This is a genomic window from Stenotrophomonas sp. TWI1183, assembly GCF_039673115.1.
GTDB lineage: Bacteria > Pseudomonadota > Gammaproteobacteria > Xanthomonadales > Xanthomonadaceae > Stenotrophomonas > Stenotrophomonas maltophilia_AA.
Map to the genome: position 1 here is coordinate 1 of NZ_JBDJKZ010000024.1, position 21,198 is coordinate 21,198.

General features: G+C 67.4%; 12 protein-coding genes and 1 pseudogene. 2 read left to right on the top strand and 11 right to left on the bottom strand.

The features are described 5' to 3' along the window. Window positions 1-1,189 (top strand): DUF1254 domain-containing protein (locus tag ABE434_RS17180; RefSeq protein ID WP_346479651.1); only part of this gene is annotated, 1,189 nt, incomplete at its 5' end. Window positions 1,190-1,194: 5 nt separating this feature from the next. Here ABE434_RS17180 and ABE434_RS17185 read toward each other — a convergent pair. From ABE434_RS17185 to ABE434_RS17215, 7 genes and pseudogenes are all read right to left on the bottom strand, one after another. Further along, the gene (locus ABE434_RS17185; RefSeq protein ID WP_346479652.1) at window positions 1,195-2,064 is read right to left on the bottom strand and encodes an aldose epimerase; all 870 of its coding nucleotides are present in this window, start codon (window positions 2,062-2,064) and stop codon (window positions 1,195-1,197) included. Next, complete coding sequence (locus ABE434_RS17190) at window positions 2,054-3,070, bottom strand: glycoside hydrolase family 43 protein (RefSeq protein WP_346479689.1); 1,017 nt, start codon at window positions 3,068-3,070, stop codon at window positions 2,054-2,056. Before ABE434_RS17190 ends, ABE434_RS17185 begins: the two co-directional genes overlap by 11 nt. Beyond that, window positions 3,053-4,516: pseudogene (locus ABE434_RS17195) on the bottom strand (MFS transporter); the annotation flags it as partial. The gene ABE434_RS17190 and the pseudogene ABE434_RS17195, both read right to left, overlap by 18 nt. A 10-nt stretch (window positions 4,517-4,526) precedes the next feature. Continuing rightward, window positions 4,527-7,151, bottom strand: coding sequence for a glycoside hydrolase family 3 C-terminal domain-containing protein (locus tag ABE434_RS17200; protein ID WP_346479690.1), 2,625 nt, complete (start codon window positions 7,149-7,151; stop codon window positions 4,527-4,529). A 71-nt stretch (window positions 7,152-7,222) separates the two neighbouring features. Continuing rightward, on the bottom strand, window positions 7,223-8,914 hold the full coding sequence (locus ABE434_RS17205; protein ID WP_346479653.1) for a glycoside hydrolase family 43 protein: 1,692 nt from the start codon (window positions 8,912-8,914) through the stop codon (window positions 7,223-7,225). Continuing rightward, the gene (locus ABE434_RS17210) at window positions 8,914-10,953 is read right to left on the bottom strand and encodes a sialate O-acetylesterase (protein ID WP_346479654.1); all 2,040 of its coding nucleotides are present in this window, start codon (window positions 10,951-10,953) and stop codon (window positions 8,914-8,916) included. The genes ABE434_RS17205 and ABE434_RS17210 overlap by 1 nt, the downstream gene beginning before the upstream one ends. Then, window positions 10,950-13,064: an alpha-glucuronidase family glycosyl hydrolase gene (locus ABE434_RS17215; RefSeq protein ID WP_346479655.1), complete on the bottom strand. Its 2,115-nt coding sequence runs from the start codon at window positions 13,062-13,064 to the stop codon at window positions 10,950-10,952. Before ABE434_RS17215 ends, ABE434_RS17210 begins: the two co-directional genes overlap by 4 nt. A 111-nt stretch (window positions 13,065-13,175) precedes the next feature. Between ABE434_RS17215 and ABE434_RS17220 the strand changes: the two genes are divergently transcribed. Then, window positions 13,176-14,231: a LacI family DNA-binding transcriptional regulator gene (locus ABE434_RS17220; protein ID WP_346462363.1), complete on the top strand. Its 1,056-nt coding sequence runs from the start codon at window positions 13,176-13,178 to the stop codon at window positions 14,229-14,231. A 17-nt stretch (window positions 14,232-14,248) separates the two neighbouring features. On the opposite strand, the gene ABE434_RS17225 is transcribed toward ABE434_RS17220, so the two are convergent. The 4 genes from ABE434_RS17225 to xylB are packed head-to-tail and all read right to left on the bottom strand — an operon-like array spanning window position 14,249 to window position 21,137. Then, window positions 14,249-16,813 carry an exo 1,3/1,4-beta-D-glucan glucohydrolase gene (locus tag ABE434_RS17225; protein ID WP_346479656.1) on the bottom strand — a complete coding sequence of 855 codons (2,565 nt, stop codon included), beginning with the start codon at window positions 16,811-16,813 and terminating at the stop codon, window positions 14,249-14,251. After that, on the bottom strand, window positions 16,810-18,219 hold the full coding sequence (locus tag ABE434_RS17230) for a sugar porter family MFS transporter (protein ID WP_346479657.1): 1,410 nt from the start codon (window positions 18,217-18,219) through the stop codon (window positions 16,810-16,812). Before ABE434_RS17230 ends, ABE434_RS17225 begins: the two co-directional genes overlap by 4 nt. A 47-nt stretch (window positions 18,220-18,266) precedes the next feature. Beyond that, window positions 18,267-19,601, bottom strand: coding sequence for a xylose isomerase (gene xylA / locus ABE434_RS17235; RefSeq protein WP_346479658.1), 1,335 nt, complete (start codon window positions 19,599-19,601; stop codon window positions 18,267-18,269). 42 nt (window positions 19,602-19,643) lie between these two features. Beyond that, on the bottom strand, window positions 19,644-21,137 hold the full coding sequence (xylB, locus tag ABE434_RS17240) for a xylulokinase (protein ID WP_346479659.1): 1,494 nt from the start codon (window positions 21,135-21,137) through the stop codon (window positions 19,644-19,646). Window positions 21,138-21,198 lie beyond the last annotated feature (61 nt).

Below are 21,198 nucleotides of genomic sequence, written 5' to 3' on the forward strand. Positions count from 1 at the left end.
GGACGACACTGCCTTCGTGACGCCGAATTCGGACACCCCCTACTCCTTTGCCATGCTGGATCTGCGGGCAGAGCCGGTGGTGATCACCGTGCCCAGGATGGCGAAGGATCGTTACTTCGTCTTCCAGCTGATGGATCTTTACACCTTCAATTTCGACTACATCGGCAGCCGCACGACCGGCAATGACGGCGGCAGCTTCCTGATCGCCGGGCCGGGCTGGAAGGGGGAAGCGCCCAAGGGCATCACCAAGGTGATCCGTTCGGAGACCGACCTGGTCAGCGTGGTTGGCCGTACCCAGCTCTTCAACGCGGCAGACCTGGAGAACGTGAAGAAGATCCAGGCCGGCTACAAGGTGCAGCCGTTGTCAGCCTTCGCCGGGACACCAGCCCCGCCGCCGGCACCCGCCATCGCATGGATCACGCCCACGCCGGCGGCGCAGGATCGGACGTCGCTGGAGTTCTTCAACCAGCTGGCGTTCCTGCTGCAGTTCGCGCAGCCGCCGCACCCGAGTGAGGCTGCCCTGCGCGAACGCTTCGCCACGCTGGGTATCGAGCCGGGCAAGCCCTTTGATGCGAACCGCCTGCCGCCGCCGATGCAGGCTGCGCTCAAGGAGGGCATGGCCGAAGGGCAGAAGCAGATCGATGACAAGCGCGCGTCGCTGGGCGGCAAGACCGATGCCCTGTTCGGCAGTCGGGACTTCCTGAAAAACGACTACGTCGCCCGTGCGACCGGGACCCAGGTGGGCATCGGCGCGAACTCCCGCGAAGAGGCGATGTACCCCATCCTGGACAAGGATTCCGAAGGCCAGCCCCTGGACGGCAGTAAAGGCGCCTACACCCTGCGCTTTGCCACGGACCAGCTGCCGCCCGTGGACGCCTTCTGGTCGGTCACGATGTACGGACTGCCGCAGCAGCTGCTGGTCAAGAATCCGATCAACCGCTACCTGATCAACTCGCCGATGCTGGCTGGATTGAAGAAGGATCCTGACGGTGGGCTGACGATCTACATCCAGGCGGACTCGCCCGGCAAGGAGAGGCAGGCCAACTGGCTGCCCGCTCCCAAGGGTCCGTTCGTGATGTTCATGCGCTACTACCGTCCCAAGCCGGCGCTGCTGGAGGGCCGCTGGACCACCCCCGCCGTGGTCAAAACGACCGATGGCGGAGCAGCGGCGAAACAAGCCGATCAGTGACCCGGCTACCGATCCCCGGGCGCCGGAACATCGCCTGTGTCGATCTGCCACCTCAGCTCGAAGGTCAGCTCCAGCCGCTGACCTGGCTGCAGATGGTTCGGTGCCAGCGTGAACCCATCGGGCGGGCCGGTCTGTGGCTCCACGCAGGTGGCGTGCGCGGCGCCGTCGTAGATCACCCAGTGATCGGTGTCCGCTCGCATACGCAGCCGCTGGCCGGCTGAGACGAGCATGACGTCGGCGGGGCTTACAAAGCAGTCATCCCAGGGGCCGGGCGCCGGACTCACACAGGGCAAGGTGGCGATGCCCTCCCCGTCCCGGGGGTACATCGCCTTGGGAGCGAACAGCAGTTGGTCCGGTTTGCGGAACCAGGGATGCCAGCCGAGTACGGCTGGCATCGGCTGGTCGCCAGCCTGCACGACAAGTTGCAGATCGAGGCCGTCGGAATGCACGTGGATGGCCTGTGTCGCTGTGCCACCGAAAGGCCAATACCCATCCTCAGGAAGCGCCAGCGACAGCGCCGCGCCGTCCGCCCCGAGACTGTCGATACGCCACGGCCGTGAGAAGCCCACCCCGTGGATCGCGTGCCCGCCAAAGTTCCGCGGCAGCACATACGGCTTGCCATCAAAGGAAAATTGCCCCTGCCGGATCCGCCCAGCCCACGGCACCATCGGATAGCACCCCCATCCGATCGCAGCCGCCCCACCCTCCTGCTCACCCACCAGCCAGTCCACACCGTCATAGCGAATCTGCGCAATGCGTCCACCGGCTTCCGGTGCGAGCGCGACCTCCAGCTTTCCTGCCCGCAACCAGTACAGGCGCCCACCCGGCAGCGGCGCCTGCGCATCATCTTTCGGTGACGCCGCTTCAAGCGCCATACGGATGGATCGTCCGGATGCTGCCGTCGGCTTCCATCTGCAGCGGCGTGCACTTGACCGAGCGCAGATGGGTCACGCCGCCCGACAACAAGGCGTCATGGTAGAAGAGATACCACTGCCCCTTGAACGCACAGATGGAGTGATGCGTGGTCCAGCCCACAACGGGCTTCAGGATCACCCCGGCATAGGTGAACGGTCCGTACGGGCTGTCACCGATGGCGTAGCACAGCAGGTGCGTATTGCCCGTGGAGTACGACAGGTAATAGCGGCCCTGGTACTTGTGCAGCCACGGTCCTTCGAAGAACCGGCGCGCATGGTCATCGGCACGCAGCGGCTGTCCGTGCTCGTCCAGGATGACGACCTCTCGCGTTGGCTCCGCCAGCCGCGTCATTCCCGCCTCCAGTCGCCCGACACGCGGTCCCAGTGCGGGCGCTTCCCCGGTCGGCTCTTCATGCGTCGCATCGAAGCGGTTGTCACGGTACTTCTGCAACTGGCCGCCCCAGATGCCGCCGAAGTAGAGGTAATGCGTGCCGTCGTCGTCTTCGTATACGGCCGGGTCGATCGAGTACGTGCCCTCCATCGGCTCGGGTTCGGCAGTGAACGGTCCCTCCGGGCGATCCGCCACCGCCACGCCGATCCGGAACATGCCCTGCCCGTCCTTGGCCGGGAAATACAGGTAGTAGCGGCCGTCGCGGTGGGCCGCGTCCGGTGCCCACATCTGCTGCGCAGCCCAGGGTACGTCGCGCACATGCAACGCCATGCCGCAGTCGATGGCGTCGGCCTCGGGCGAGTCCATCCGCAGCACGTGGTAATCCTCCATGCCGAAATGCCCACCGTCATCGTCGAAGGGCGCGCCGCCGTCGATATCGTGCGACGGATAGATGTACAGGCGCCCCTCGAACACGTGTGCCGACGGATCGGCCGTATAGATGTGGGTCACCAGCGGCTGGGAGATGGCATGTGCCGCGAGCTGATCAAGCGTGTTTCCCTGGCGACGCAGATGCAGGTCATGCTCGATGCGCGTCTCCATCCCTTTGTCGATCTTGTAGAGGAAGAGCAGCGCAACCGCGACCAGGAAGGGAATGGAGCAGTAGAGGCTCACGGTCAGGCGGATTCCGTCCACCACGGCCTGGGGCTGCTGTTCCGCACCGGCCTGATAACCATGGTGCGCGAGAATCCCGGCGACCAGTGCACCGCCGATGCTGAGCCCGATCTTCAACCCGCACAGCATCGCGGAGAAGATGATCGCGGTGGCGCGGCGATGGTTCTTCCATTCCGAATAGTCGGCAACGTCGGCGATCATCGCCCACAGCAGCGGGATGGTGATGCCGTAGCAGAATCCGTGCAGCATGAAGGCGCCAAAGGCCACGCCGACCGCCGTGGGCGGAAACAGGTAGAACACCAGCAGGAACACGGTGGATACCAGCAGCGCACCGCCGAAGACATCACGCTTGCCGAAGCGGTCGGCCAGGCGGCGGGAGACGCCGATGCCCAGGATCATGCAGAGGATGCCGCAGGCGTTGAACAGGCTGAAGGCGGACGTCGCTGGATCCTCAGGCCAGGTGAAGCCGGACAGGCCCCATCCGTTGAGGGTCGCGTTCACTCCCCCGATGAAGCGGTTGAAGCCGGAGGCGTCGAGAAAACCCGCCAACGCGGCTTCGCTCATGTAGTACTGGAAGTAGTAGATGTAGGTGCCGCCCTTCAGGGCGAGGTTGATGAAGACCAGCACCGTCAGGGCCAGCATCACCTTCCACGGCCGGTTGTGCAGCAGGTCGGACAGGTCCTGCATCACCCCGCCGGTCTGTTCCTTGGCCGGCACGATGCGCTCGCGGGTGGTGGCGAAGGTGATCAGGAAGAACAGCGTGCCCACGACCGCAAACACGGTCATTACCCGCTCGAAGCCCTGCACGCGATCCCCGTCGCCCAGGATCAGCACCAGCGGCAGCAACAGCACCTGGATGATGAACTGCGCGATCATCACCGCCACGAAGCGGTAGGCCGACAGGCTGTTGCGTTGGGCCATGTTGCCGGTCAGCACGCCGCTGAGCGCGGAGTACGGCAGGTTGTTGGCCGCGTACACGAACATCAGCAGGCCATAGGTCACCAGGGCGTAGATGACCTTGCCATGCCCGCCGAGGTCCGGCGTACTGAAGGCCAGCAGCGACAGCGCGCCGAAGGGAATCGCCGTCCACAGGATCCAGGGCCGGAACTTTCCCCAGCGGCTGACCGTGCGGTCAGCGGCAATGCCGATCAGCGGGGTGAACACGAAAGCGCCCAGCAGGCCGATGACAAGGATGATCGTCGCCGCCGTGGCGGGCGGCAACCGGTACACATCGGTGTAGAAGAACGCCAGGTAGGTGATCAGCGTCTGGAAGATCAGGTTGGCCGCGAGGTCGCCCAGGCTGTAGCCCAGCTTCTCCCGGACGGACAGCGTGTGCTCGGGAATACCCATGTGGCGGGCATCAGTCACGACGTGCCTCCACGGTGAAGCGGCTCTGCGCACGGGCATCGGCGCTGGAGCCGCCGACCCTTACTTCGTACTCCCCCGGCGGGACCGCATAGGTGCCGCGTGCGTCGTCGTACTGGCGCAGCGCCTGCTGTGCGTGCAGATCGAATGCCACGGTGCGCCGCTCGCCAGGCGCCACGTGGACACGCTGGAAGCCCTGCAAGGTCTGCTGCGCATCGCCTGCGCCGGCGGCCAGTCGCCGCACATACACCTGCACCACTTCATCACCCGCGCGCTTGCCCGTGTTGGAGACGTCCACCTGCACCTTGAGCGTGCCGTTGTCGGCGATGCTGGGCGCATCCAGACGGAGTCTGCCGTAGCCGAACCGGGTATAGGACAGCCCGTAGCCGAACGGATACAGCGGCGTGCCGCGGAAGTAGCGGTAGGTGCGGCCCTCCATCGTGTAGTCGTCGAAGGCCGGCATCGCCTGGCCCGCGGTGTAGAAGGTCACCGGCAGCCGGCCCGCGGGATTGGTGTCGCCGAACAGCGCTTCGCCCACCGCGGTGCCACCGCGCTGCCCGGGATACCAGCTCATCAGGATCGCGGACAGGTTCGCCTGGGCCCATTCCACCGCCAGCGCCGAGCCCCCGGTCAGCACCATCACCACCGGCTTGCCCGTGGCATGCAGCGCTTCCAGCAGGGCGCGCTGGGTGGCGGGCAGGCGCAGGTCGGTGCGGTCGCCGCCCGCGAAGCCCGGATAGTTCACCGTCATCTCCTCGCCCTCGACATCGCCGGTCAGGCCGCCGACGAAGACCACCACGTCCGCGTTGCGGGCGGCATCGACCGCCTCCTCGAACGGCGGCTTCGCGCCGGGCATGCGCCAGCCCAGCCGCACGCCGGCGTCGCGCTCGTTATCGAAGTACTCCAGCGTGAGCTCGTAGGCGCGGCCCGCCTGTAGGTCCAGGTCGACACCGTCGCTGCGCAGGCGATCACTGTTGGCCCAGTGGTCCAGCACCCGCTTTCCATCGACGTAGAGACGGAAGCCGTCGTCGGCGGCCGCCTCGATCCGGTAGCGGCCCGAGACCGGCGGCAGCAGCTGGCCCTGCCAGCGGATGCTGAAGCCATCGTTGGGAATGCCCTGCCCCGGCGCCGCTTCGCCGCGGGCCAGCAGGTTGTCGGTGGGTGAACCCCGGTCCCAGCGGAAACCGATCTGTGCATCGGTGCGAACCAGGGCCGGCGTCCCTGACAGATCGGGCGTGCGGAAGTACTCACCGCGCAGGCCACGTTCCGGGGAATCGGCCGACGGCCGCAGGTACGCTGCCTCGATCAGCGGTGTCGCACCGGGATCGTCGCGCCCTTCGACCAGGTCGACGCCGCGTGCGTACTGCACCTCGACGCCCTTCGCCGCGTCGCGGATCCCCTGCAGGATGGTCACCGGCGCGGCCGGCGTGCCGAAGTAGTTGCCGAGCAGGGCCATGGTGTCATCGGCGGTCGGGCCGACCACGGCAATGCGCTTGAGGCTGCGCGACAACGGCAGCACGCCATCGTTCTTCAGCAGCACCAGTGAGTGCTGCGCGGCCTTCAGGGCCAGTGCGTCGTGCGCGGGGGCCTGGTTCACCGAGGCCGGTATCCGCGCCCAGCGCACGCGCTCGGGCGGATCGAACATGCCCAGCCGCATCCGCGCGGTGAACAGCCGCGTCACCGCATCGTCGATCTCCGCCTCGCTGATCAGCCCTTGGCGTACTGCGGCCGGCAGCGTCGCGTATTCCTGGCCGCACTCCAGCTCGGTGCCGTTCTTGACCGCCAGTGCCGCGGCGGCCTCGCGGCTTGGCACGATTTTGTGATGCTTCCAGATATCGACGATGGCCCAGCAGTCGGACACTACATAACCCTTGAAGCCCCAATCGCGGCGCAGCACGTCGCGCAGCAGGAACGTGCTGGCGCTGGCGGACTCGCCGTACACCCGGTTGTAGGCGCCCATCACCGCGTCGACCTGGCCTTCCTTCACCAGCGCCTCGAAGGCCGGAAGGTAGGTGTCGTACAGGTCGCGTTTGCTGGGGCGCGCGTCGAAGTGGTGGCGGTCGGCCTCGGGGCCGCTGTGCACGGCCAGATGCTTGGCCGTGGCGTCGAGCTTGCGGTACACCGGGTCGTCGCCCTGCAGGCCGTGCACGAAGGCGACGCCCATGCGCGCGGTCAGGTACGGGTCCTCACCGTAGGTTTCCTGGCCCCGACCCCACCGAGGATCGCGGAAGATGTTGATGTTCGGCGACCAGTAGGTCAGGCCCTGGTAGCGGCCATGCGACCCCTCGCGCACGAACTGGTGATGTTTGGCGCGCGCCTCGTCGCTGATGGTGGTCGCGACCTGCGCCATCAACGGCACGTCGAAAGTGGCAGCCAGCCCGATCGCCTGCGGGAAGACGGTGGCCTGCCCTGCCCTCGCCACACCGTGCAGGCCTTCGTTCCACCAGTCGTAGGCCGGAACGCCCAGGCGCTCGATGGCCGGCGCGGCGTTCTGCATCTGGGCAGCCTTTTCCTCCAGGGTCATCTGCCCCACCAGCGCGGCGGCGCGGGTTTCAAAGCTGGCCGAGGTGTCCAGCCAGGGCTGGGTTTCCGCGGCATGACCGGCGGTCGCCGCTGCCATGGCAGCGCACAGCACCAGGGTGCGGAAGGTGGGGCCACGACGGCCACTGAAGAGGTAAGGCGCACGCGTCATCATTTGCTCCTCAAGGCGCGCTCGTCGCGCGCGAATGGTCCCAGCAGCGCGCCGACAAAGCCGCCTGCGCGATCCGTACTCAACACCGTTCCGTCCACGTCGTCGGCGAGCGTCTGCCAGCCTTGCCCATCACCCGTGTCGAAGGCGAACGCATAGCTGCCCTCGTCACCGGCGATCTTCAGGCGCAGCGACGTGGACGCCGTCGCGGTGCGCGTGGCCAGGGTGCGGGTCGCCCCGCTGCCATCGCGCCCTTCCAGGAAGATCGCCACGCGATCCCCGCCGAGGCTGCGCACGCCCACGAAGTACCAGTAACTCTCGCTCTGGAACGCAGCAAGGCCCGCCGCCACACCCGTCGCCGGCCGCGTCATTTCAGTGCTGGCCTCGAAGCGCAGATGCTGCTGACGGCGACCAAGGAAGGCAGGGTTACGCAGCGTGTCGAGGTTCTCCGGCAGCGGATGCACGGCCAAGCTGCCCGGGCGCAGGCCCAGGTCTGCCCACGCCCGTTTGGGTACGCGCACCTGCAACCATCCCGTGCCGAGCGTCGGTGCATCGAAACCTTCGCGATCGACGAAGTTGCCGGTTGATGGCGCCTGGGAGGTATCGCCCCGCATCCATGACGGCGCCTTGACCACATACGGGATGGCCTGCTCGGCCGGCAGGATCACCGGCCAGCCATCCCGCCACTGCACGGGCAGCAGATACGTCTCCCGCCCCGTGTTGTAGTGGCGCGTCTGGTAATTGCGACTGGCCAGGAACACCGCCCACCAGGTGCCGTCCGGACCTTCCACCAGATCGGCATGGCCGGCGTTGGTGATCGGCAGCGGCCGGTCGTCCGGCAGGTCGCGCTGGGTAAGAATCGGATTGCCCGCGTACGGGAGGTACGGCCCCCAGACCTTGCGGCTGCGCAGGACCACCTGGGAATGCTGCGGCCCGGTGCCCCCCTCGGCGTCGGAGAGGTAGTACCAGCCATCGCGCTTGAAGACATGCGGCCCCTCGATCCAGATCGGGTTCTTCGCCGGCTCCACCCCGCCGTCGATGAGCACCCTGCGCGGCCCTACCGGCTTGAACGCGGCCAGATCGATCTGCTGCATCCAGATGGCGCGGTGGCCTTCGTAGCGCTGCGGACCGGGCGGCACATCGTTGTTGACCAGGTAGACGGCGCCGTCTTCGTCGAAGAACAGCGACGGGTCGATGCCCTCCACGCTGGGCAGCCAGTGCGGGTCGGACCAGGGGCCGGCAGGGTCACGCGCGGTCGCGATGAAGTTGCCGCCACTGTCGACGGCCGTGGTGACTACATAGAACATGCCGTCGTGGTACTCGATCGCCGGCGCGAAGATGCCGCGCGATACGCTCAGTCCATCGAAGTCCAGCTGCGTCGGTCGGTCGATTACGTTGCCGATCTGTTTCCAGTGCACCAGATCGATGCTTTCGAATACCGGAATACCCGGGAAGTAGGTGAAGCTGGAATTGACCAGATAGAAGCGGTCGTTGGCGCGAACGATGCTCGGATCCGCATGGAAGCCGGCCAGGATCGGGTTGCGGAAGTGACCGGCTGGAAGAGGTGTTTCGAACGCCGCGTCGTGACCCGAATATTCGAACCAGTCGAAATAAACCGGCGGCGCCGGCGCAGCGCCCAGTGGCGACACCGTCGCCGACAACAGCAGAACGACCGTGGCCATCAGTAGGCGCATCAGCGAACCTCCGCAGCGTTAAGGGGAATCTCGAAGGGGCCGGCCGGCGCACCGCTGCTGTCGCGCAGCGTGCAGACCGGACCGTCGGCCCAGCAGTAGCGGACACGCAGGGGGGCGCCACGGTAGTGCCGGCCGCTGGCCGGCTCCACGCAATCCAGGCAATCCAGGCAATCCAGGCAATCCCGGCACGACAGCACCACGTCGCGCCCCTCCAGCACCGCCTCGGCATAGCGGCAGTGCCGTGCGTCGGCATCACAGAGCTCGAATCCTATGGGGCCGTTCGCACCGGTCGTGACCAGGGTGCCGGTGACGTTGTCGAACGCGATCCTTGTTTCGCCCTGCGCACGCGACGCCGTGCGAACCGTCGGGCCGGAAGGTGCCAGCCCGCGTTCGCCGTAGACCACGTGACGCGCCACCCGGGCCAGGCGCCGGCCCAGCTCCTGTTTGTTGGGCGGGTGGATGTCGTACGCATCTCCGATGTCGATCGCCACCGCGAGCCCGGTATGCGGGTCTTCCGCCGCGACGCGACGCTGCGCCTCGCGCACCTGTGCCCAGCCACTCTCCACCGGCGCCTGGGGCGGCTGCCCATAGCCGGCCAACTGCACCACCAGCAGCGGCATCCGCGCACCGAACCGGCTGCGCCAGTCATCGCGCAGGCTGCGCAGCCGGTTGGCATAAGCGGCGCCGTCATCCGTGTTGGACTCGCCTTGGTACCAGAGCATCCCACGCAGGCCATAGCTGCCGAGCGGCGCGATCATGCCGTTGTACAGCGTCGACAGACCCGTGGCGGCATGCCAGGGCGCCAGCGGCGGTGCCTGTGCACCGGGCGCCACCCGGTAGTGCCACGGTGCGTCAAGGACGATGCGCGTGCCGTCGTCGAGCTCCACCGCGTGGGCGGCGGCCGGTCCCGACAGCCCACCCTCGCCGTAGGTATCCAGCACGTTGATCACCACCGTGTTCTCACCGGCGTTCAAGAGACCGGCCGGAAGGGTGTAACGCCGCGCCTCCCCTGCACCGTACTGGCTGCCCACCGCCACGCCGTTGACCCAGGTCATGTCCGTCTCATCCACGGCGCCCAGCGCAAGCCGTGCGCCCTGCGCCGCCTGCGCGGCGGTCAGCGTGACCTGGGTGCGGTACCAGACCATGCCGTTGTACGTGGCAAGGTCCGGCACGCCCCAACGCTCCCATGCCCCCAGCGCGGCGGGGGCCGTGTGCCATGCCGTGTTGTCTGCGCCCGGTTGCCAGGGAGTGTCGCCTTGCCGGGCTCCCTCGCGCTTCGACCACCACTGCTGCCATACCTCGCCCCAGCCCGCGGTTGCCGCCGCAGGGTTGCTTGCGTAGAGCGCGAGCAGGTCAAGCGCGGGGTCCATGCCGCCCTGCGTACGCAGCGCGTCGGCGCTGGTCCACGCCTCGATCCGCGAGCCGCCCCACGCGGTCTGGATCAGCCCCATCGGGACGTTGACGGTCTTCTGCAGTTCACGCGCAAAGTAGAAGCAGGCCGCTGAAAAGTCGCGCACCGCGGCTGGCGACGCCGGCTTCCACGCCGTCGGCGCCGGGAACGTGCTCTGCGGCGTAACGGCTGCCGCCTTGGGCACGGTGAACAGGCGGATCGTCGGGTGCGTGGCAGAGGCGACCTCACTGTCTGCGTCGAGCGCGCGCCACACTGGCAGTTCCATGTTCGACTGCCCGGAACACAACCAGACATCGCCCATCTGGACGTCATGCACGATCTGGGCGGTCTGCCCTGCGCGGACGGTCATTTCGTGAGGGCCGCCAGCGGGAATGGGTTTCAGCGTTGCACGCCACTGGCCGCCGGCATCCGCGCGCGTGGTGACGGTTTGTCGCGCGAACGCCACGGAAACCAGAGTGCCGGGCGCAGCATGGCCCCAGACCGGAATCGGTTGGTCGCGCTGCAGCACGGCGTGATCCTGGAACAGCGGATGCAACAGCGGTGTTGCCGGTTCCTGTGCCACGGCCGGCATGGCAGCGCATGCCACGGCGGTCGCCAGCATCCAGACGATCACCCGTGTCCGACTCATCGCCCATCTCCCGGCGCGGAAGGAAACTGCAAGCGCTGGTACCAGGTCAGCGCGTGTGGCGGCGCGGTTTCGTCCGCAGGCAAGGGCCTGCCGCTGATCGACTGGAAGTACGCGATACTGGCATCGCGCCACCACTGCGCTTCGCGCCGCTGGATGCCGAGGAAGGCGGCGACCTGCGCATGCCGCTGCGCATCCACCCTGCCCTGCAGGCCTGCCCAGGTGGCCTGCATGCCCTCTACCTGGCGTACACCCAGGGAGTAACGCCCCACCAGTTCGTCCCACAGCGGTCGTCCCGAGGCCATGCGGTGATCCCACGAGACATGGTGGAACCACAACAGGAACGGCTCCGGCACCCGCGTCAGGTCGCCGTACACGGCGGCCAGTTCGGGGGCGTACTGGGCCACCGCGTTGCTGCCGCGCGCGGTGCGATCGAAGCCGATGCCATCGCGGTCGGCGCGGTGGTAGTACACGGCGGTCCAGTCCGCGCGCGGACCGCCGTCCACCCAGGGGCCGGGCCCGTAATGATGCCCGCGCGCCATCAGGTGGTGCAGGCCCAGCGGCGTCATGTAGTTCACCGCGGCCTCGCGCGAGGCCATCATCATGTCGACGATGGGCGCCACCACCTCGGGATCTGGTGCGAACGTCATCGCTGCCCAGTCCGCCGCGATGTCGCGGGCGGACTGGTCCGGATTCCAGGCAAGACGGCCGAAGGCGTACCAGTTGGCCTGGTCGAAGTGCGACCCACTCCAGGTGCGATCGCTGCCGATGTTGGCCACGCCGGCGATGCCGGTCAGGCGCTGCGCGACCGTGGCGCCCGCGCCGCGTGCGTGGGTATCGGACTGCAGCACCTCCTCGTACAGCGGCCCCAGGTACACCAGATGCGTGGCGAAGCCGAGATACTCCTTGGTGATCTGGACCTCCATCATCAGCGGCGTGCGTGGCATGGCCCCGAACAGGGGATGGAACGGCTCCCGCGGCTGGAAGTCGATGGGCCCGTTCTTTACCTGCACGATCACGTTCGGGCGGAAGTCACCGTCCAGGCCGGCAAATTCGGCGTAGGCCTGGGTGGCGCGGTCCTCGGGCACCCCATGCGCGTAGACGAAGGCGCGCCACATCACCACGCCGCCATGCGGTGCCAGCGCGTCAGCCAGCAGATTGGCGCCGTCCGCATGCGAGCGGTCGTAGTCCTGCGGTCCGGGCTGTCCTTCCGAATTGGCCTTGACCAGGAAGCCGCCGAAATCCGGAATGCGCGCGTAGATCTCGTCAGCCTTGTCGCGCCACCAACGTTGCACGTCCGGGTCGAGCGGATCGGCGGTTTTCAGCCCGCCCAGCTCGATGGGGGCGCTGGAGCGCGCGCTCAGGTACACGCGGATGCCGTACGGCCGGAACATGTCCGCCAGCGCGGCCGCTTTGATGAGATATGCCGGCGCAAGGCTCTGCGCGCTCGCGTTTACATTGTTCAGTACGGTGCCGTTGATGCCGAGCGAGGCGTTGGCACGCGCATAGTCCGTATAGCGTGGGTCCCGCCACTCCGGCAGGGTCTGCCAGTCCCACAGCGAGCGACCCGCATAGCCGCGCTCCACGTAACCGTCCAGGTTGTCCCAGTGGTCGAGCACGCGCAGCCCGAGCCGTGGCGATTCGCGAACCTCGAGGGCATCGAGTGACGCGCCGGTCTGCAGCAGTCGCAGCAGATGGAACACGCCATACAGCACCCCGATATCCTGGCGTGCGGCCACCAGCAGCACCTCGCGCCCGCCGATGTGCGCACGCCTGAGCAGGTAGCCATCGTCGCCGAGTGATTCCATGTCCTTGCGGAGGGGCGCGATCACGGCCGACGAATCGGGGGTGCCCAGCACCACGCTGGGGTCCGCGCTGGGCGCCCTCTGCATCCGCGGCGCGCGACCCAGCAGGCCGGTGAGGCCACGCACAAGTTCCTCGCGCGCGGCACGCTGCGTCTGGGTCTGATCGGGGGCCACGACCCCGCCCAGCCGTGTCCGGTAGTCGGTCGCGAGCGCGGGTTCCAGCGGTGCGTAGCGCAGCCAGAGGGCGTAGCCGTCCTCGGCGCGCACGCTGCCCGCGCAGGCGAAAAGTGCCAGGGCGATACCCAGCATCCAGTGACACCGCTCGACATTCCGGCGGAGCAGCAGTGTCGCCAGCAAACCTTGTAAGCTGCGGACGTGCCCGCCTCGCGGCAGCGTCACAAAGAAGAAAGGCAACACGCATTGGACAAGCCGAAGAAATCGGTCCGCCGCAAAACCAGCGGCGTGACGATCGACGAGGTGGCTGCCCTGGCCGGGGTCTCGCCGATGACCGTGTCGCGCGCGATCAACCAAGGCAAGGTGCGCGATGTCACGCGCGAACGGGTGATGCGCGCGGTGCGCGAACTGGGCTACACGCCCAATTTGGCCGCGAGTTCGCTGGCCGCGGCGCAGCACACGCGGATCGCGCTGATCTATACCAACCCCAGCGGCGCCTACCTGCGGGAGCTGCTGGTCGGTCTGCTGCGTGTCGCGTCCAACGCGGCCATCCAGCTGGTCATCCATTACTGGGACAACTTCGACCCCGAGGCCGAGCGCAACGCTGCGCGCGCCCTGGCTGGCCGTGTGGATGGCGTCATCCTGCCGCCCCCGCTGTGCGAGTCGCAGGCGGCCGTGACCGAACTGGTCAGCGCCGGCATCCCGGTGGTCGCGATCGCGTCGGGGCACCTGAGAGACGATCTTTCCTGCGTCCGCATCGACGACTTCCACGCGGGAAAGGAGATGGCCGAACACCTGATCCAGCACGGGCACCGTCGGATCGGCTTCATCTGCGGCCGCAGCGACCTCAGCGCGAGCGCGCGACGCTACGATGGGTTTGTCACCGCCCTGCAGGAGGCAGGGCTGCAGGTCGAACCCGGCCTCGTCGAACAGGGGGATTACACCTACCGTTCCGGGCTTGCCGCAACCGAGAAACTGCTGTCCCAGCGTCGGCCACCGACGGCCATCTTCGCCAGCAACGACGACATGGCCGCAGCGGCCATCTCCGTTGCACACCGACGCGGCCTCGAGGTGCCCCGTGATCTGTCGGTGGTGGGCTTCGATGACACGTCGGCGGCGACGACCGTCTGGCCCGAGCTCACCACCCTCCATCAACCGATCGCTGCGATGGCCGACGCCGCCATCGATATCCTGTTGCGCACCATCCGCCGCAAGGGCGATGACACGCGCGTGTTGACCGATCACGTCATGCCGCACCGGCTGGTGGTGCGCGACTCGGTCGCGCGCCCGCCCAAGCGCTGAGGGCGGAAGCCGCATCGTCACGCGCCGGGGCATGCGATGGTGGCCTCCGCTTCGTTCAAGGCGCCCAGGGCAACGCGTGACACCGAGAGCGTCATCGCGCCTGCCGTCCCGATCGACCAGGGGCGATCCAGCTTGCCGACCGCCGCGCCTGCCGCCGCCAGACACTTCAAGGGCACGCCCACGTGGGTCCATTGGCCCACGGGCAGCTTTGCCAGCGCCGGTCCGAGCGCGACCCGTGCCGAACAGCCCGTGCCGCAGCCCACGGACAACCACGCCTCGCCCTGGGGTGCTGCGTCGACGCGCATCGTGGTCAACAACATCAGATCGCCGTTGCTCTCGCGCTGCAGGTCCAGTGGCGTGTGCGACTGCAGCGCGACGATCGCCTCACCCTTGCCCGACCACGCGAGACGGCGGCCATCTTCCTGCGCCAGGTGATCCACACCGGTGATCTTCAGCAGGTCGCCCTCGAGGGATTCCGGCACCTGGGTGACAGTTACCCCCTGCCCTGTGCTGCCCTCCAGCCGCAGGGCCATGCCGGAGCCGGCATCCCCACGCGCGAAGAACACGCCGACGGCCCCTTCGTTGCCCGTCACGCCCGATGCTTCCGGCAGCGCGGCCAGATCACCGTTGTCGGCATAGGTCAGGCCGAAGCCGAAGGCGAACAGGGGGTCGTAGTCCTTCTGCCCGACATTGTTGGCGTACTGCGTCGCGGTGCGCGGCCAACTGAAGCTCAACGTGCCTTTGAAGTCGTGCTGCACGCTGCCATCCGGCCTGCGCAGCAGCACATCGGCAATGCCGGCCCCTTCCGAGCCGGGCAGCCAGGCCGCCACGAAGGCATCGGCGGCATTGATCTCACGGTTCACCCAGAGCGGGCGTCCGCTGAGGAACACCGCGATCACCGGAATGCCGTCGGCCTTGAGCCGCTTGATCAACGCGAGATCCGCGTCGTCCCCCGGCTTGTAGGCCAGGGTGGGCAGGTCGCCCTGGAACTCCGCATAGGGGTTCTCGCCGAACACCACCACGGCCACATCCGGTTTCGTGGTGTAAGCGCCATCCACCGCCAACTGCGCTTCGCCGCCAGCGACCTTGGCCTGCTGCGCGATGCCCTCGTAGATCGTGTCCGCGTTCGGGAAGTCCTTGCGGGTGGTGCCGGTGCCCTGCCAGTTCAGCGTCCAGCCGCCCGCCTGCTTGCCTACGTCGTTGGCACCGTCACCGGCCACCAGGATGCGTTGCTTCGGCGACAGCGGCAGCACGCCGCCCTGGTTCTTCAGCAGCACCAGCGATTCGCGCACCGCCTGGCGTGCAACCTGACGGTGCTCCGGCGCACCGACGAGTGCGAACTGCCCACCGACCGCGCGCGACGACGGCTTGCCCGCTTCGAACAGGCCCAGCCGCATCTTGACCCGCAGGATCCGGCGCACTGCATCGTCCAGGCGTTGCTGGGGAAGCGTGCCGTCCTTCACTGCGGCCAGCGTGGTCTCGTAGAAGCCCTTCCAGCTGTCCGACGCCATGGCCATGTCCAGGCCGGCATTGATCGTGGCCGGGCAATCGGTGGTGGTGCAGCCCTTGACCTGCCCGTGGCCGTTCCAGTCGCCCACCACGAAACCACCGAAGTGCATGCGCCCCTTCAACGCATCGGTCAGGTATGGCTTGTTGCCGTGCATCTTCTCGCCGTTGACGCTGTTGAAGGACGCCATCACCGTCTGCGCGCCCGCCGCGATGGCGGGCGGATAGCCGGCAGCGTGGATGCGCACCAGCTCGGCCTCGCTGATCCGGGTGTCGCCCTGGTCCTTGCCGTCGGTGGTGCCGCCATCCCCGAGGAAGTGCTTGACCGACGCGATGACATGGCGACCGTCGAGGAAGCCTGGCGAGCCCACCTTGCCCTGCAGGCCCTCGACCATCGCGCCGGCATAGCTGGCCACCACCTCGGGCGACTCGGAGTACCCCTCGTAGGTACGCCCCCAGCGGTCGTCCTGTGGTACCGCCACGGTCGGCGCGAACGCCCACTCCATCCCGGTCGCACGGGTTTCCAGCGCGGTGATCTCACCGATACGGCGCAGCAGGTCCGGATTACGGGTCGCGCCCAGGCCGATGTTGTGCGGGAACAGGGTCGCGCCGGTGATGTTGCTCTGCCCGTGGACGGCGTCGATGCCGAACAGCACCGGAATCGCCTTGCCGCCCTGCGAAGTGTCCATCGAGGCCGCATAGAACGCATCGGCCAACGCCAGCCATTCGGCCGGCGAGGCATCGTAGCGGCCACCAGGATCGGAGTTGCCGCCCGCAAGGATCGAGCCGAGCCGGTAGGTGCGCAGGTCCTCCGGCGTGATGCTGGCAATGTCGCCCTGCACCAGCTGACCCACCTTTTCCTCCACCGTCATGGTGTCCATCAGGTCGGTGATCCGCTTCTCCAGCGCGGCATCCTGGGGCAGCGGCCAGGCCACCTGCGGCCACGGATCCGGATCGGCCGCCGCCGGTGCAGCAACCTTGTCATCGTTTCCGCAGGCAGCCAACACCCCGATCAGTGCGGCCAGCAGCACGCCACGGCGGGCATGGGCAAGGCGTCGATTCGTCATCGTGTTCATCCTTCCATCTGCTCCAGTTCCTTGCCCTTGGTTTCGTGCACATACCTGAGCACGAAGAAGACCGAGATGACGGCCGACGCCAGGTAGAGGCTATAGGTCGCCGCGAGCCCGATGGCGGCCAACAGAATGGGGAACGTCACCGTGACGGCGAAGTTCGCGGTCCATTGCGCCGCGCCCGCCACGGCCAGTGCCGAGCCGCGGATCTGGTTGGGGAACATCTCGCCCAGCATCACCCACATCACCGGGCCCCAGGAGAGATTGAAGAACACCACGTAGGCATTGGCCGCCACCAGCGCCAGCGTGCCCATGCTCCCGGGCAGCTGCAGGCGCCCATCGACCAGCGAGCCACTCGCGAAGGCGACCACCAGGAGCGCCAACGACACCGCCATACCGGCCGAGCCGACCCACAGCAGCGGCTTGCGCCCGATGCGGTCGATCAGCAGCACGGTGACGATGCAGGCGCCGATGCTGAGCGCACCGGACAGCACGTTGATCAGCAGTGCATCGTTCTCGGAGAAACCGACCGCTTGCCAGAGCACGGCGCCGTAGTAGAACACCACGTTGATGCCGACCAGTTGCTGGAAGATGGCGAGGCCGATGCCGACCCAGACAATCGGGCGCATCTTCCCGGTGGCCTTGCTGCGGAGATCCGAAAGCCGCGGGCGATGGTGATCGGTCGACAGCGAGGCGTCGATCTCGGCCAGCTTGGCCTGTGCCTCGGCACCGCCGAACAGCCGCGTCAGCACGTGCAGCGCCTCGTCCTTGCGGTGCTTCACCACCAGGTAGCGTGGGCTCTCCGGAATGGTCAACAGAAGCGCCAGGAACAGCAGCGAGGGCACCGCCTGCATCCAGAACATCCAGCGCCACGCCGCGTGCCCGCCCCACAGCGCTTCGGTGGACGCACCCGCCGTGGCTGCCAACAGATAGTTGGACAGGAAGGCGACGGTGAGCCCGCTGATGATGGCGATCTGCTGAACCGTCGCGAGGCGGCCACGGTAACGCGCTGGCGCGACTTCGGCGATGTACGCCGGCGAGATCACGCTGGCTGCGCCGACCGCAAAGCCCCCCATCACCCGCGCGATGATGAACATGGTCGACGACGCCGCCGCGCCCGCTCCGATCGCCGACAGCAGGAACAACACCGCCGAGACGATCAGCACGTTGCGGCGCCCCAGGCTGTCGGACAGCCGGCCGGCGCTGAAGGCACCGATGGCACAGCCCAACAGCATCGAGGCGATCTCGAACCCCTGCATCCACTCGCCTGACCGGAACGTCTGGTGCAGGCCGTCCTGGGTGCCGTTGATCACGCCGCTGTCGAAGCCGAACAGGAATCCGCCAATCGTCGCCACCACGCTGATCAGTACGATCAGCCGGGTGTTCTCCCCACCGCTCACTGCCTGGTTCATTGCCCTGCCCCTCCCCGGTTCGGTGTCATCGCTGCGAACTGTCGCGCTCAGCGCAGCAGGTACTGGTTGAGCAGGTTCTCGTAGCGTTCCTGCTTGCCGCTGGTCTGGTTGGGCTCACCGCCCTTGGCACCCAGTGCGGCCAGGTCCGTGAGGCTGAGCGCGCCTTGCGCGAACTCCTTGCCGGCACCACTGTCGAAGCTGGCGTAGCGCGCCGTGCGCCACTGTTCCAGCGGCGAGTCGTTGAGCAGCGCGTGGGCCACTTCCAGCCCGCGTGCGAACGCGTCCATGCCGCCGATGTGGGCGATGAACAGGTCTTCCATGTCGGTGGATTCGCGACGCAGCTTGGCGTCGAAGTTCAGGCCGCCCTCCAAGCCGCCCTGCCGCAGGACGACCAGCATCGCGCCCACGGTGTCGTAGAGGTCGGTCGGGAACTGATCCGTATCCCAGCCGTTCTGCGCGTTGCCGCGGTTGGCGTCGATGCTGCCCAGCAGGCCGTGGTCCGAGGCGACCTGCAGATCGTGCTCGAAGGTGTGGCCGGAGAGCGTGGCGTGGTTCGCCTCGATGTTGAGCTTGAAGTCCTTGTGCAGGCCATGCTCCTTCAGGAAGCCCGCCACGGTCGCGCTGTCGAAGTCGTACTGGTGCTTCATCGGCTCCATCGGCTTGGGTTCGATCAGGAAGTTGCCCTTCAGGCCGATGCTGCGGCCATAGTCGCGTGCCATCGTGAGGAACCGCGCGAAGTGGTCGACCTCGCGCTTCATCTGCGTGTTCGCCAGCGAGGCATAGCCTTCGCGGCCGCCCCAGAACACATAGTGCTCGCCGCCCAGTTCAACCGTCGCTTCCAGGGCAGCCTTCACCTGCACGGCGGCGCGCGCCACCACGGCGAAATCCGGATTGGTGGACGCACCATTCATGTAGCGCGGGTGCGAGAACAGGTTGGCCGTACCCCACAGCAGCTTCATGCCGGTCGCATCCTGCCGGGCCTTGGCCAGGCCCACCATGTGCTTCAGGTTCTTCTCGTACTGGGCGACGTCGTCCGCATCCGGCGCCAGGTCGATATCGTGGAAGCACCAGTACGGCACGCCCAGCTTGGTGAAGAACTCGAACGCCGCGTCCACCTTGGCCTCGGCGGTCGCCATCGGCGAGCCGGTTTCCCACGGGAAATTGCGGGTGCCCGGACCGAACGGATCATGCCCGGCGTTGCAGAAGGTGTGCCAGTAGCAGGCCGCGAAGCGCAGATGCTCCTGCATCGTCTTGCCACCGATGACCTTGTCCGCGTCATAGACCTTGAACGCGAGCGGATTGTCCGAGCCCCGGCCTTCGAAGGGGATGCGGCCGATGCCGGGGAAGTATTCCTTGGCGCCGATGAAGGGTTGATTGCTCATGGTGCGTCTTCCTGTCGTTGTGCGAGGTGGTGCGTAGAGGGATCAGCCGCGATACAGCGGCGTGAGGGCGTCGAGATGTCGCAGGAAACGTGCATAGGCCGTGGCATAGGCGTGCGTACGCATCGGATCCGGGTGAGCGGACTGCAGCGGATCGACCGCCACGTGCCGGTCCGCGATATCGGCGATGGAGGCGGCGTCACCGCGCGCGTGCCCCAGCGCCCACAGGGCCTGCAATGCCGCACCGAACGCCGCCCCCTCGGACTGGGTCGGCACGTCCACCGGCAGGCCGAAGACATCGGCCACCATCTGCCGCCACTGCGCGCTGTTGCTGCCGCCACCGGTCAGCACGATGCGGTCGAACCGCATGCCCGCGCGGACGAAGGCGTCGTATCCATACTTCAGGCTGTAGGTGGCGCCTTCCATGGCCGCGCGGTAGAGGTGCGCCGGGGTCATGTTCGTCGTGTCCAGACCGGCCAGGACGCCCTTGCCCAGCGGCAGGTCCGGCGTGCGTTCGCCATTGAGGAACGGCAGCATCACCAGGCCGTCGGCACCGGGCGAGGTCGCCCGCAGGTGGGCATCACCGTCGCGGGTACTGAAGCCGAAGGCATCGGCGACCTGTTCGGTCACCACGGTGCAGTTCATCGTGCAGATCAACGGCAGCCAGCCACCGGTGGACGAGCAGAACGCGGCCCAGGCGCCGTCTGGATCGACCACGGGCGTGTCCGAATAGGCGAACAAGGTGCCCGAGGTACCCAGGCTCATCGCCAGTCGGCCGGGCACGACGCAGCCGGTACCGATGGCCGCCATCATGTTGTCGCCCCCGCCAACCGCAACCTTCACCGTCCCGGGAAGCCCCAATACGCCCGCCGTGGCCGGATCAATGTCGAACAGCTCGTCGGGCGCGGCGATGCGCGGCAGGCAGAGGGCCAGGTCGCGCTCCGGATCGGTCGCGCGCAGCAGCTCGGCTGACCAGGTCCGGGTGCGCACGTCCAGCCAGCCCGTACCCGACGCATCGCCATGCTCGCAGAAGCGCTGGCCGGTCAGCACGAAGTTGAGGTAATCGTGCGGCAGCAGGATCGTGGCGAGCCGTGCGTAGGCGTCGGGCCGATGCGTCTTCGTCCAGGGCAGTTTGGACGCGGTGTAACCGGTCAGGATGGGGTTGCCGGCCAGCGCGATGGTGCGCGCTGGTCCGCCGAGTGCGTCCATGATCTGCACACACTCGGCCGAGGTGCTGGTGTCGCACCACAGCTTGGCCGGTGCGAGCACCTCCCCCGCTGCGTCGACCGGAACGAAGCCGTGCTGTTGCCCCGAGACCGCCAGCGCGGAGATGCGGGAACGAACCTTGGAATCGATCGCGCGGAAGCAGGCCTGAAGGGCTGCGACCCACGCGGCCGGCTGCTGCTCACGGCTGCCATCGGCGGCGGACGCCAGGTCCAGGGGCGAGCTCGCGCTGGCAATGAGCTGCCGCCCGGCAGGGTCGTAGACCACCACTTTCAGACTCTGTGTACCTGCATCGATTCCTGCAACCAGATCCATCTATCTCATCCCGTGGGTGTATGGAGGTAGCGCTACCATTTCTGTGCAGCAGCGTGCTGCC